The 13,174-nt window shown below is 52.3% G+C and carries 11 protein-coding genes and 2 tRNA genes; all 13 read left to right on the forward strand.

What is annotated here, in order from left to right:
• Positions 1-48 precede the first annotated feature (48 nt).
• The 13 genes from ACQE3Z_RS14340 (at position 49) to ACQE3Z_RS14400 (ending at position 13,158) form a co-directional block, all read left to right on the forward strand.
• On the forward strand, positions 49-2,619 hold the full coding sequence (locus ACQE3Z_RS14340; protein ID WP_426974293.1) for a beta-ketoacyl synthase N-terminal-like domain-containing protein: 2,571 nt from the start codon (positions 49-51) through the stop codon (positions 2,617-2,619).
• The gene (locus tag ACQE3Z_RS14345; RefSeq protein ID WP_426974378.1) at positions 2,612-3,838 is read left to right on the forward strand and encodes a beta-ketoacyl synthase N-terminal-like domain-containing protein; all 1,227 of its coding nucleotides are present in this window, start codon (positions 2,612-2,614) and stop codon (positions 3,836-3,838) included. The genes ACQE3Z_RS14340 and ACQE3Z_RS14345 overlap by 8 nt, the downstream gene beginning before the upstream one ends.
• Entirely contained in the window at positions 3,831-4,811 is a 981-nt protein-coding gene (locus tag ACQE3Z_RS14350) for an ATP-binding protein (RefSeq protein ID WP_426974294.1), read from the forward strand. The genes ACQE3Z_RS14345 and ACQE3Z_RS14350 overlap by 8 nt, the downstream gene beginning before the upstream one ends.
• A 10-nt stretch (positions 4,812-4,821) precedes the next feature.
• A complete protein-coding gene (locus tag ACQE3Z_RS14355) occupies positions 4,822-5,520 on the forward strand; it encodes an ABC transporter ATP-binding protein (RefSeq protein ID WP_426974295.1) in 699 nt (232 codons plus the stop codon).
• Entirely contained in the window at positions 5,507-6,154 is a 648-nt protein-coding gene (locus ACQE3Z_RS14360) for a hypothetical protein (protein ID WP_426974296.1), read from the forward strand. Before ACQE3Z_RS14355 ends, ACQE3Z_RS14360 begins: the two co-directional genes overlap by 14 nt.
• A complete protein-coding gene (locus ACQE3Z_RS14365) occupies positions 6,155-7,462 on the forward strand; it encodes an ABC transporter permease (protein WP_426974298.1) in 1,308 nt (435 codons plus the stop codon). It abuts the gene before it with no gap.
• Between the two features lie 10 nt (positions 7,463-7,472).
• Positions 7,473-8,243, forward strand: coding sequence for an outer membrane lipoprotein-sorting protein (locus ACQE3Z_RS14370; protein ID WP_426974299.1), 771 nt, complete (start codon positions 7,473-7,475; stop codon positions 8,241-8,243).
• A 215-nt stretch (positions 8,244-8,458) separates the two neighbouring features.
• Positions 8,459-9,598 (forward strand): hypothetical protein, encoded by a 1,140-nt coding sequence (locus tag ACQE3Z_RS14375; RefSeq protein ID WP_426974300.1) that lies wholly within the window; start codon positions 8,459-8,461, stop codon positions 9,596-9,598.
• Between the two features lie 9 nt (positions 9,599-9,607).
• Positions 9,608-10,528, forward strand: coding sequence for an ACP S-malonyltransferase (locus tag ACQE3Z_RS14380; RefSeq protein ID WP_426974301.1), 921 nt, complete (start codon positions 9,608-9,610; stop codon positions 10,526-10,528).
• Between the two features lie 7 nt (positions 10,529-10,535).
• Positions 10,536-11,537, forward strand: coding sequence for a hypothetical protein (locus ACQE3Z_RS14385; protein ID WP_426974302.1), 1,002 nt, complete (start codon positions 10,536-10,538; stop codon positions 11,535-11,537).
• A 354-nt stretch (positions 11,538-11,891) separates the two neighbouring features.
• Positions 11,892-11,965: transfer RNA gene (locus ACQE3Z_RS14390), tRNA-Cys, on the forward strand.
• Between the two features lie 11 nt (positions 11,966-11,976).
• A tRNA-Leu gene (locus ACQE3Z_RS14395) sits at positions 11,977-12,063 on the forward strand.
• Positions 12,064-12,432: 369 nt separating this feature from the next.
• Positions 12,433-13,158, forward strand: a complete 726-nt coding sequence (locus ACQE3Z_RS14400; RefSeq protein ID WP_426974303.1) for a YoaK family protein — start codon at positions 12,433-12,435, stop codon at positions 13,156-13,158.
• Positions 13,159-13,174 lie beyond the last annotated feature (16 nt).

The following is a 13,174-nucleotide window of genomic DNA, read 5'->3' on the forward strand; positions in this document are numbered from 1 at the left end:
GCTGAGGCATTCACGCTTCGCCAGGGGCAGATAGTTGCAGCAGGGATGATGATGAAGAACAGAAAAAGAGTGGTTATCACCGGTATGGGGATTTTGTCACCGCTGGCGGATAATATTGCTGACTTTCGTCAGGCATTATTTAACAGACAATGCGCGGTGGCCGACAGCCAGCGCTTCTCGCGGTGGTTTAACCATGCCCGCGCTGCGGAAATTCTCTATTGCGAGGATTTTCCGGAGCTTCCGCACGAGATTGTCCAGTCGCTCGATAACGCTGCGCTCTGGGCCTATAAGGTGGGTAAGGATGCGCTGGCACAGGCCGGGCTGATAAATCAGCGGGCCACTCTTGAAGAAGCCGGGTTAGTTATTGGCGTCTCATCGGCCGGCACCGAGGCTTTTTTACCGCTGTTTGAGCGGCGCATGCAGGATTTTTCGCTGGCAAAAGCCATTTTCTCCGGCGGCTTCTCTGCCTGCTGCTCCAGCGTTTCCAGCCTGCTGGGGTTGAAGGGCGGCGTTGAGCTGGTAGCCACGGCCTGCACTGCCAGCCCGAATGCCATCGGCATGGCATTTGACGCTATCCAGAATGGGAAAAGCCCGGTCATGCTGGCCGCAGGTACCGAGCCAATCTATTTGCCTACCTTCGCCGGGTTTTATGCGCTTAACGTGATGCATACAGAATCCTGTACCCCTTTTTCCGGCACGCCGGGAATGTCCATCGGCGAAGGCGCTGGCGCTCTGGTGCTGGAAGAGTACCAGCATGCCGTTGACCGTGGCGCAACGCTCTATGGGGAAATCCTTTCATACGCCACCTCGTGCGATGCGTATCATGAAACCGGCCCGGATCCGCGTGCGAGCGGAGCCGTACGGGTGATGATAAAAGCGCTGGATAATGCTGCTGTTGCGCCGCAGCAGGTTGATTATGTCAACCTTCACGGTACCGGAACCGAAGCTAACGATCGCATTGAGACGCTGGCGATGAAAAAAGTGTTCCCGCAGAGCGCCAGCCTGCCCGTTAGCGCCACCAAATCCTATTTTGGTCATACGATTGGCGCGGCGGGCGTGGTGGAGTTAATCGCCTGCCTGGTGACGCTGCCCGCGCAGAAAATTTTGCCAACGCTCAATTTCGGCTCACCCCGTGCTAACTGCGATCTGGATTATGTGGCCAACCACTTTCGCCAGAAAGCGGTCAATATATTCGTTAAAAACAACTATGCTTTTGGCGGCAATAATTGCAGCCTGGTGATCAGTACGCAGCCCGCATCGGTGCCCGTCAGCGCCTATCAGGAGAAGCGCGTGGCGATTTCAGGCATAGGCGCGGTGACCGCGCTGGGGCATACCATCAACGAAATGCTGGAAGCAATCTGGTCATACCAAAAGCCGGTCGCGCTGCAGCCGGTGGTGTTTCATCCGGATACACTGGCGGAAGTCAGGGAGCTGCTTGATGTCCTGCGCGCTACCCGGCAGTTCGAAACCGTGCTGGGGCGCAGTCTCGCAGAGATCGCGCCGCTTTTGCCGGAGCATGCCCGGAACTTTAAAACCTTTCAGATTACCGGGCTGGATGCACGCAAACATCTGCGCCGTTACGATCGGCGCAAGGCGACGCGCGGCGGAACCTTTGCGCTGATTGCGCTCGCAGCGGCATTAACCAGCGCCAGGCGTAAAATCAAAAAAGAGGGTGACGAGACCGGCCTGATTATGGGCATGTCGCGTGGTCCGCAGGAGACAACCTGGAAATACCTGCAAAGCCTGCAGCCCGATCCGCGTAAGGTGCGCACCTCTGAGTTTCCCGGCTCGTTAATGAATTCCATCGCCACCTTTTGTGGCATCTCGGAAGGCATCAAGGGCTATACCACTACGCTGGCTACTGGTGAAAACGCCGCGCTGGGCGCATTGACCTATGGCTATGAAATCATTCGCCAGCAGCTGCAGTCGCAGGTGATTATTGGCGGTGCGGATGAACACTTTCCCTCTATGGCGCTGTATATGGATGCCCTTACGCAAAAGCTGCATATGACCGCAGAGGCGCAGGATTATCAGATTTATGCTAACGCGCCGCAGGGGTTTGTTCCGGGTGAGGGGGCCTGCATGCTGCTGCTGGAAGCGCCAGAGGCCGCCGGGGCGAGAGGCGCAGACGTTCTGGCGGAGATTGTGGGTTATGGCAAGTCATGCAGCAACAGCTATTTTGCGGCGGATCGGCTCAGCGAGAAAGCGCAGGCGATGATGCTGGCGATCGGCCGGGCGCTGCGGCATGCCGGGCTGACGGCCAACGATATCGATCTGGTCTGCGGCACCAGCAACGGCAGCCAGCAACATTCCCAGGTAGAAACAGAGGCGATCTGGCAGACCTTCTGCCAGGAAAAGCCGCAGGTACCGATAGTGAACTATAACGCTTTCTTTGGCTTTGTAGCCTCCTGCGCCGGTCTGCTGAATCTGGCGGTGCTGATTGACTGCTTCAGGCAGCAGCGGGTTCCTGCGATTCCCCATACCGAGCGGTTCTGCGATGAGCGCCTTAATTTTGTTCGTGAACCACAGACGATGCCGCTTCAGCATGCTCTGCTGCTGGGGGCCAACGAAGCCGGAAATTACTATGCAATAGTCATCAAAGGAGCACAGCCTGGATAACGCAGCGATTATTGCCGGCCACAGTCTCTGTTTGCCGTTCGCCAGAAGCAGCCATCAACTGATCGCCCATTTGCGACAGGGGAAGCAGGTGGAGACCTGCGGCTGGTTTGCTTCCGATGAGCAGGCGATAAAAGGTGGATTCAAAAGCAACAGGCATTTTGCGCGTCTGCCGCCGGGCGCAGAAAGCCTGTGTGAACGGCTGTCGCGACTGGTTGACGACGCCGTTGAACAGGCTTGCCTGGATAAACGCTGCCTGAGCGGAGAAAAGGTCAGGGTTTATCTGGCGGGCGTGGGGCCAAGAGTGGATGCGAAGGCCTATAAATCTTTCTATGACTGTAACGATATCGAGGATATCAAGCTGACAACATCGGTAGCACAGCTACAGATAGCCAATATGTCGCAGGATGGGCTGGCGTATCAGCTGGCGCAAAAATACCGTCTGAAATATCTGCCGCCTAATCTTAACTGCGCCAGCAACGCCTCACTGGCGGCGGTACATATTGGTTGTCAGGCGATAGAAAAAGGAGAAATCGATCTGGTGCTGGTGATCAGCTGCTCAGAGATTAAAACACAGGATTTTTGGTTCCTTGAGAACCAGCAGATGCTGAATGGCGGTGTGGTACAGCCCTTTGGCGCACAGAGTCAAAGCGTGCTGGTTGCTGAAGGTTTATGCGTCATGCTGCTGGAGAGTCGTCGTCATCGGGTTGCCCGGCAGGTGGCGGCTGGCGTGCGGTTACGCTCGGTTTATAACCAGATCGGTGCCAACAGAAATCATGATGCGGCTTATCTGACCGCCAGTCTGCACCGGCTGATGAAAAAAGCATTGCTTCACGCAGGCGTTGCGCTTAACGAACTGTGCGCGATCATTCCCCATGGCAATGGCGCTGCAGCCAGTGATAAAGCCGAGGCGCAGGCGCTCGCGCTGTTATTGAACGACGTTCCGGTGCCCATACTGGCCTATAAAGGACAGACGGGCTATACCGCCACTGGCTCCGGCATCGTTGATTTAATCATTGCTTACTATGCGTTAACCCGGCGGGAGCTGATCCCGGCACGAAGGAACGATGCCATTATCAAAGAGCTGGCGCCGTATCTGCTTATTGGCGCAGAAGCGGTAAAGCACCGGCAGCAGCATCTGTTAAAAACAGGCGTGAGCGTGGATGGGGCGCTGATCGCGGTAGTGGCGTCGGATGAGCGCCAGGAAGCCAGCAATGAGTAACTGCTATTTGTCTTCATTTGCGGTGATCGAGCCGGACGATCGCTTTTATCGCTATCATCCGAGCTGGTTAAACGTCTGGGAATCACACCTTTATAACCGGGCAATAAAAGCCACCAACGCGCAGGGATGGTTTTTTAAGCGGTTTGGCTGTGATAAAGCGCTCTACGCCCGCGAGATGATCCGCAAGCCAGCCTGCATTGATTATATCGAAGCCACAGAGCAGGCGGCCGACCAGGCGTTACAACAGCTAGCGGCTAAAGAACGCATGCGTTTAAGGAAGTCGCGCACCGCCTTTATCTGTGTTGATGCATGGGGCGAGTCAGGGCTATTTGAAAATATAACCAGCGCTCTGCATGTGACCATGCTTGATAGCCTGCCGAAAAACTTGTTGAAGAAATTTTCAGTAAAAGAGTTCACCTGCAAAGTGCGGGGTGAACAGCACGCCTTTATGCAGGCGCTGAGAATGGCGCAGGATTACCTTAGCTGGGATATCTTCGATTTTGTCGTGATTAGTGCTGCATATCGCGCCATTCCGCCGTTGGTTTTTTCCACGGCGGAAAACACGGCGCAGGGAGAAAACCCTGATATAAAAATGAATTTTTCCGTGGAGCGTGCAGGCTGTTTTATTTTCAGTCAGCAGGAAAGCGCTTTTCAGGTAGCGTGCGGCAGCTATATCTTTCCCGACAGTAACCTCTTAACTCTGGACAGATTATGTGATGACGCCGATATCGAACGGCTGGCCATTGCCGGATTAAGTTATACCCTGCCTGAACGGGGTAGTGCGAATAAACCAGGCGCATCGGCAGCGGAAATTATTCGCCTGAGCGAAAAGTATGGCGACAGCGGCTGCCTTTCGCCAGCGCTGAGCTGGCTTTACCTTGAGCGGCACCGCTGCCGATCGGGAAAAATGCGCACGGTCATGCCTGGCGCAATGGGCAGCTATCACTATTTCGACACCCGATATCAGCCTTAAGGGAGCAGGGATGACCAGTAATGTCAGGGAATTGCCAGCGATATCGTTAAGCGAGGTGAATAAAAGCTATGGCCGTAATGAAAGTAAAGTTGATGCGTTGAAAGCGGTAAATATGGAGATTGCGCACGGCGATTTTGTGGCGCTGTGCGGTCCTTCAGGCAGCGGGAAAAGCACGCTGCTGAACATATTATCTGGTATCGATAGGCCAACCAGCGGAACGGTGATATTTTTCGGCAAGATGCTTGATTCGCTAAACGAAAAACAGCTTTCCATTATCAGAAGCCAGCAGTTGGGCTTTATTTTTCAGTTTTTCAATCTGATGCCGGTGCTGACCGCGCTGGATAATGTCTGTTATCCGCTGCTGCTGAATGGTCGCTATCGGAAAAAAGAGGCCAGAGAACGTGCCCTGGATTATCTCAACAGCGTTGGGCTGGTTCACCTGGCGCATCGTAAACCGGCACAGCTTTCGGGAGGACAGCAACAACGGGTTGCCATTGCCAGGGCGCTGGCTCATCAGCCGAAGCTGGTGGTAGCGGATGAGCCCACAGGCAACCTCGATTCCACCACCGGTGGGGCGATTTTAGATCTGCTAACAAAAATCAATCAGGAAACGGGCACCACTTTTATTATCTCAACGCACTCGGCGCAGCTGAAAGAGCGGGCCGGGCGTATTATCGAAATCAGGGATGGGCAAATTGATGAGGGTTAGCGGCTGGCTACGCTGCGCTATTTTGCTGGCGAGCTTAACGATGCAGGCCGTAAGCGCCGTTGCGCCACCGATGGTGGCAAGGATTATCCAGCACTCGTTTCCAGAGCGTCGGGAATCGCTGCAGGTTTTAACGGAAGCGCTGTTTACGGAATATCAACAGCAAAAAAATATTACCTCATTAATTTTCTACTCCTACGGCATGCTAAAGCTGGCGGAGCAGCTGGCTGTAGAAAACGATGTGATTAAGGCTGCGGAATATGCCAGAACGGGCTTTTTTTATCTGGACGAAGCCGCTGAGCTGTATGAAAACGACCCGCGCGTACGTTATTTAAGGGCCAGAATCGACGCCTTTCTGCCCGCCGCCTCTGGCCGCTGTGTTATTGCTCTCAGCGACACGCAGTTTATCCAGCAATCAAGCGTAACGTTCGAAAGCGATATTCTGGATAACGTTAAATATATGCGCTATCGCGCCTTACACAGCTGTGGAGAAATCAATCAGGCAGCGGCTTTGCTGGCCCGGTTAAAGCAGGCACGCCCGCATTTAAAATCTCTCTCGTTAGCGCTGAATGCCGCGCCTGAATGGGAAATAAGCGAAGCCACGCAGATCGTTCTTCCTTTAGCCGGGGATAAATAGATGATCGCTACCGGAAGCCTTATCGCCGCAGCGCTTATTAGCGGTTTTGTTGTTTACTGTCTTTTGTGCAGCAGAGAGATCGCCCTGTTTGCGCTGTTGAATCTTTTCAGGCATAAACGGCGTTCATTTTCCACTCTGATGGCGATCGTTATCGGCGGCGTAGCCATTTTTAGCTGGGGCGGCTTTATTCATCACGCTTTCTGGATCCTGAAAGAGCAAACGGTCCGTATGAATGTGGGCCATATCCAGCTTTATAATCCGCTCTGGTTTCAGACATCGAATAAAAACCTGAGCCTTATTAACGATTATCAAACGCTGAAAGCAGAAATAGAAAGCCATCCCGACCTGGCTGCGTATATTGCCACGCTTTCCGGGCAGCTGGAGTTTACCGGCATCATTTCACATTATGAAAATGAAACCTCAAGCTATTTTTCTGGAGTGGGCATCGAGCCTGTACCGGCGCTTAAACTGGGCGCTTTCGAGAAGATGCTATCCGGGAGTGATTTATCGCGCGTCAGAAAAGAGGAGATGACGCTGGGCAACGGTCTGGCAACCACGCTTAACGCGCATTACGCGGACTGGCTGGATTTAATGGTGGTGAATAGCCGCGGCGGGCAGGGAGCGATCTCATTAAAACTGCGCGGCATTTTTTCCTCCGGCATCAAAGATTACGATGATGTAGCCATAAAGGTTCCGCTGGTTACCGCTCAGCGCATGATGGATACCCGTGGCGTCAGTAAAGTTTTAATTTTGTTGAAAGATGATGCCGATCTTCCGCTGTTCAGGGCGAAGCTTCAGCAATTTATCAATGAGAAAAACCTGCCGTTAACCATTCGTAGCTGGAAAGAGATATCGCTGTTTTATCAACAGGTGGAAAGCTTGCTCTCCGGGATCTATCTCTTTATTCAGGTAATGGTGGCGGTCATTGTTATTTTTATGATTAGCAATGCGATGGCAATGAATATCGTGGAGCGCACCCGTGAGATCACCACCTTACGCGCCATTGGCCTTAAACCCACTCATATTATCCGCCTGTTTTTGCTGGAAGGAATAGTTATTGGTGTTCTGGGCGGCGCAGGCAGCCTTCTGGCGGGCTTTGCCCTGGCCGGGATCGTTAACCTGCAGGGCATTGCCATGCCGCCTTCGCCCGGGCAAACCCACGGTTACACCGCGTTTATCAAGACGGACAGCGTTGAGCTGTGGGCCGTTACGTTTTTATTGCCGGTGCTGACCTCGGCGCTGGCCGCTATTTTGCCCTCGCTCCGGGCATCCCGTTTAAATATCGCGGACGCGTTTAAATTCAGCTAAAGGAAGAACGATGAAAAGGGCAGGGAAAGCCTTGGTTCTGTTTTTTGCCAGCGCAGCAGCCGCGGCCTCGCCGCAGGCGCTGGAAATCATTCGGCTGGCGGATGAAGTGCGCTCGCCCAACAAGCCTTTTCGCTACAGGGTAACCATACAGGAATATCAATCGGGGCAGCAGCAGCCTGTCAGCAAACAGATCCTGGATATCTCGATGCGCTTTATTAAGCCGGAAAAGGGCGGGCAGGCGGATGCGCGCTCTCTGGTGCGCTTTGTCTGGCCACCGCGCGACAGGGGAAAGATGATGCTGTCGGACTGGTATGAACTGTGGTTTTATACGCCGGAGCTGCGGCGGCCGATCCCCATTTTGCCTCAGCAGAGGCTGCTGGGGCAAATCTCCAATGGCGATGTCATCGTGACGAACTTTGAGTATGCCTATCATGCCGAACTGTTGGGGGAGGCACCCTGTGGAGAAACCCATTGCTACCGGCTGGCGCTAAAGCGAAAGTCTCCCGCCGCGACCTGGCCGAAGATCATTTACTGGGTGGAAAAAGGTGGTGATTACCGGCCCTGGAAAGCAGCCTACTATTCACTGGATGATAAGCTGGTTAAGCAGGTTCTTTATCAGAACTATCTGCCGGTGTTAGGTAAAGCAAGGCCGACCAGGATCGTGGTGGAAGATTTGCGCCACGGCAAGAGATATTCCGTAATGGAGTACAGCGATATTCGGCTGGAATCGCTTCCTCTTTCTCACTTCACCAAAGAGTATATTCAGCGGAGTGGCAACTGATGGCGCGGGTTATCAGGTTGCTGCTGCTATTTTTCCCGCTACGCCTTTTAGCGGAGTGCCTGCCAGAGGCGGATATTCAGCTTTATGCCCAGCAGGCGTGGCGGCACAGGGAAACGGCTCGTTGGCAAATAGATCAGAAAAATTCTTACCGGGATAACAGTAGCGTCAGTGATATAGCCATCAGATACGATAACCGCTGCGAGCTTAAGGCGAACATGCTTAGTGCGGATTTATCGCTGGTGGGGATGGCTTATTACCCGTGGCAAACGCCCGGCGCTTTTGAAACAGAGAAAAATCACACGCGGTTAATGTTGCACCGGCTGAGTTTCGCTTATCAACCGTCAGAAACGCTGCTTTTTACGCTGGGTAAATTCAGCGCGAAACCGGGACGGTTTTATTTAAAGTCGCCGGCAGATTTGCTGCATACTTACTATTCAGGTTTTAAACCAGGCAGAATTTACGATCCCGTTCTGCAGGCGATCTACGCCGAATCCTTTTGGGGCATTCAGTTATCCGCAGATGCACTTCATTATGCCTGGTCGTTAACGGTTGTGCCGCAGCTAACGCAGATTAGGCGACGCTATGAATCTTCCGGCGACTGGCCTGCACTTGAGCGCTCCAACGCCAGCGCGCGCTATCTGCTCTCTTACAGCGATTACCGGCGACCTGATCATACGCTTTCGGTGAGTTTGCGCGCTGGCGAAAGCAGAACGCTGGCCGTGGCGGACAGCTTTCATCCTGCGCCGCAGTGGATGTTTAACGCTGAACTGGCCTGGCATGGTAATCAACAGTGGCGTCATTTTGTTGAGCAGCGCGCGGCACAGGTACAAAATTATCTCTTTCCCTCTGCGCTTTTTCAGCGTGGCCGTCAGAGCGGCATAGAACTGGCATTGTCAGGGCAATACACCACGCAGAGCTTCAGCCATTTTGGTGTGGAGTATTATTTCCAGAGCGAAGGCTATTCCCGCCAGCAGTGGCGCAACCAGATAAACTTCATTCGCTACCTGAATCAGCGTACGGGTTTTGCTCATATCGATCGCGCTCATGATGCGTATAAATATTTAATGGCAGCGGAAATAGATAACATTGCCAATAAAGGCAATCTACAGGGAAAGCATTATCTGAACAGCTATGCCACGCTAATCACCGCCGATAGCGCCAACCTGCGCGCATACAGCATCGTTAATCTTTTAGATAAAAGCATAATGCTGGGGTTGCATTTTAATCAGCCGCTGGCGCAAGAAAATATCGATTTTTACAGCGGCGTCTATAGCACGCAGGGAAGCAGCAATAGTGAGTTTGGCCTGTTTGGCAAAATGGTGGGCGTTTATTGCGGATTTAAATATTATTTTTAAGAGATGAACATGGATAGTAATCATCAACACCGAACGGTGGCCCTGCTTTTTGCCGGGCAGGGGAATCCGGCTATTGGTATGGGAGCCGAGCTTTGGGACGTTAATGCGCATACCCGCAAAATTTGGGACTGCGCCAGTGATATTTCAGGCATTGATATTCGGCATATTTGTTTAAAAGGTCCGCTAAATAAGCTGGTACACACCTCAGCACAGCAGCTTGCTGTTACGGCAGTCAATATCAGCTTATATACGCTACTACGGGAAAAAGGGATAAATATTTCTGCATCCTGTGGGCATAGCGTAGGTGAATACAGCGCCTTGTATGCCGCAGGCGCAATAACGCTGGAGGCGCTGTTTTCTCTTATTCAATTTCGCGCAGCTACCATGCATGAGCTAAGCAAAAAACATAAAGGCTCCATGCTGGCAGTGAGAGGAATGAACTATCTGGCTGTACGCGATCTGATTGCGGCTTATGGCGCTGAACTGGATATCAGCTGTGATAACAGCTGCCGACAACAGGTGATTGGAGGCCCAACCTCTGCGCTAAGCGATTTTGCGCGTCGTGCCTGCTGCCAGAGCGTTAAGTTAGCGGTAAGCGGAGCCTGGCACACTCGCCTGATGCAGGAGGGCGTTCAGCCAATGCGGGATTTTCTGGCCAGGGTAACTATTCAGCCGCCGCAACATAACGTATTGATGAATGTCAGCGGTCAGGCGGAATCGCATCCCGGAACCATTCGGGAGAACCTGGCGCAGCATTTAACCCATACCGTAAAGTGGACTGCGAGCATGGCGCGGCTTTTAAGCGCGGAGAACTCACCGTTACTCATTGACATCAGTCATAAGGCCTGGCTGGTACCATTGCTAAGCGATTATGCCGATTTTTTGCCGGAGCGGCTATTCCATTGCAGAACATTCCTGTCAGGTCAGTGAGACTATTATGATCCCCGATTATGCAGTTTTTATCCGCTATCAGGACAGAAGGTTAATCCCGTTTGTTTACTTTATCCTATTGATGCTGTTAGGTTTTTTATGGAAAAATAACGCCTGCTCGCTTACCCAGCAGGAGGCGGGCGCTGTTAGCGCTATTCTGGCCATTGTACTGTTCCATCTTATTTATGATTTAAAAGCATACTGGATGTACAAAGGCGCAATCAAAAATGTCGATCTCACCTGCTTTAACGGTAAAACCCCCTCCCGGGCGGAAAGGTTTTTATCCCGTCCGCTGGTGGCGTGCGCCTTCAGCGCGCTGGCCTGCTGGCTGCTGGTCAAAGGCGGATTCGCGCTGCTGGGAGATCGGTATGCCGTTTTAGGCTTGTATAGTTTGCTGCCTTTACTGGTTTATTGGATGTTCAGAGGCGTGCGGTCGGTTTATATCAGACAACTGGCTAATTTTACGCCACAAAAGGCGCAACATCGTAGGCTTTATCACTATGTAAGCTATTTCATGCTGATAAATAGCGCGTTGAATATGTTGACCGTCAGCCCGCTGAAAAATAATCCCGACTTTTCCCTGAACCACGGATGGCAGTCGCCTGCGCTTATGGTGGCGATGTTTATCCTCTGTCTGGTGGTGTTAACCCTCAGTTTGCTTTTTGCCCGCCTGTCAAAAAAGTATATTTTTCTCGGTAAGTTGCTCATGCAGGAAATTGACTTTTCCTTTTCCACTGCGGTGCCCTGCGCGGCGCTGCAGGCAAAACCGCTGGCAGTGCGGGTAACTGTTTTTGCTGCCTTACAGCTACTGTGGATAATTTTCATTAATGCGCTATTGGCCTGGCTGGCCTGGAGCCTGCCGTTTAGCCTTTACTTTTTCGTTTGCTATCTGCCAGCAAGCGGCTGCTATTTTTTGCATCTCTACTGGCGATGGCATACAGACTACCTAACCGCCTGTGACATGTATCTGCGCTGTATTGAGATCGATAAGCGGGCCACGCTCTGGTAATTCGCGTCTGGGCTATCCACGGATTCATCACAGAACTGTCGCTACGGCAAAAATCGGTCTATAACTTATAGCGGTCCGCTAACGGATGGCGGGCTGCTGGTGACGCTTTAATCGCGAAGGATAAAAACAGAACAGAAAGCGTCGATGATTCATACAGCCTTGTGTTTTATGGAAAAGCTTCTTAAAAAATTTAACTTTGGGGGGTTGCCAACCGCGGGAAGTTAGTCCATAATGCCGTCCATCTGATGAGGGAACGCGAAAAAACTTCTCGAATCAATGAGTTAGCATCTGAGCATAGATGCAGCTTCAGTTAAGAATTAGATGGTTCGAATTCGGACGATCAAACGGAATAAAGGCGCGTTGGCAGAGTGGCCATGCAGCGGATTGCAAATCCGTCCACCTCGGTTCGACTCCGGGACGCGCCTCCACTTTACACCCTGCCCGGGTGGTGAAATCGGTAGACACAAGGGATTTAAAATCCCTCGGCTGTATGGCTGTGCGGGTTCAAGTCCCGCCCCGGGCACCATAATGAATACCGAATAAAATCAAAGCAATAAGCAGTAATGTCGTAACCGCCCAAGGGCGGTTTTTTTGTTTTTGTCTTCGGTTTCCTGATATCAACCTCTGTCATGATTCCCTTATTCTGCCTGCCAACTATCGGGTAATCAGCCAGCCCGGGCATGGGCACCAAATCCTAATGCAGGATAATAACACCACACCAGTATTTAGTTACAACATGCTATTATGATGCTTAAAGTTGCAGCAGGCACCGAGCCATTAATGGCCTGGCAGGAGAAAGCAGCAACTGCAGAGCGGTTTTTGATAAACCACAAAGGGATGCAGACAAAAAAGCGCATAATAGCGCCTCACTTACTTCGCAATATCACCACTTACTATGTTAATTCGTCAGGATGAGGCCAGAACCTTTATTACCGACAGCCGTCTGGCCGCAACGCTTGCACTGGTTGCCGGCGCGTTAAATACCGCTGCCTTTGAGGCGGTGGGTTTTTTCTCTGCCAATATGACCGGCAATGTCTCATCACTCTCCGAGCGACTGGCGCGCGCTGAGCTGCCGATCGCGCTGTTCTTTTTTGAGATTGTTTGTCTGTTTATTCTCGGCTCCACCTTTTCAACCCTGCTGATTAATCATGGCCGTCGCCACAGCATTAGCGCCGTTTACGTCATTAATATTCTGCTGGAGGGGATGCTGTTGCTGCTGCTGGGCGTTACGGAGATCTTTTTCCCGCAGGTAGCAGGCGGCCTCCTGATGATCCTCAGCCTGAGCTTTTTAATGGGGCTACAAAATGCGGTGGTTACGCGGATTTCCAATGCACGTGTGCGTACAACCCATGTTTCCGGAACGGCAACCGATATCGGCATAGAGTTAGCTATGCTGCTGGATATTTTGCGGCGTCGGGAATCTACAGAGTACACCCCAGTCTATCTGCAACGGCTGATGCTGCATGGCTCAACCATAACGGCCTTTCTGGTGGGTGGCGTAGGCGGGGTTTGGCTCTACAGAATGATGGGAAACGGCTTCCTGTTGGTGATTGGCCTGTTTTTAACGCTGCTGGCGCTGGGCTATCTTTTTAAAGCCCGCCGGATTACGGCGGGCAAATAAAAACGTAACGGGCCGT

Origin of the sequence: Pantoea sp. FN0307, assembly GCF_050113815.1 — a bacterium.
Lineage (GTDB): Bacteria > Pseudomonadota > Gammaproteobacteria > Enterobacterales > Enterobacteriaceae > Mixta > Mixta alhagi.

Coding starts and splice junctions, on each gene's coding strand:
- ACQE3Z_RS14340 (WP_426974293.1), top strand. CDS start 49: ATGATGAAGAACAGAAAAAGAGTGGTTATCACCGGTATGGGGATTTTG.
- ACQE3Z_RS14350 (WP_426974294.1), top strand. CDS start 3,831: ATGAGTAACTGCTATTTGTCTTCATTTGCGGTGATCGAGCCGGACGAT.
- ACQE3Z_RS14355 (WP_426974295.1), top strand. CDS start 4,822: ATGACCAGTAATGTCAGGGAATTGCCAGCGATATCGTTAAGCGAGGTG.
- ACQE3Z_RS14365 (WP_426974298.1), top strand. CDS start 6,155: ATGATCGCTACCGGAAGCCTTATCGCCGCAGCGCTTATTAGCGGTTTT.
- ACQE3Z_RS14370 (WP_426974299.1), top strand. CDS start 7,473: ATGAAAAGGGCAGGGAAAGCCTTGGTTCTGTTTTTTGCCAGCGCAGCA.
- ACQE3Z_RS14375 (WP_426974300.1), top strand. CDS start 8,459: ATGCTTAGTGCGGATTTATCGCTGGTGGGGATGGCTTATTACCCGTGG.
- ACQE3Z_RS14380 (WP_426974301.1), top strand. CDS start 9,608: ATGGATAGTAATCATCAACACCGAACGGTGGCCCTGCTTTTTGCCGGG.
- ACQE3Z_RS14385 (WP_426974302.1), top strand. CDS start 10,536: ATGATCCCCGATTATGCAGTTTTTATCCGCTATCAGGACAGAAGGTTA.
- ACQE3Z_RS14400 (WP_426974303.1), top strand. CDS start 12,433: ATGTTAATTCGTCAGGATGAGGCCAGAACCTTTATTACCGACAGCCGT.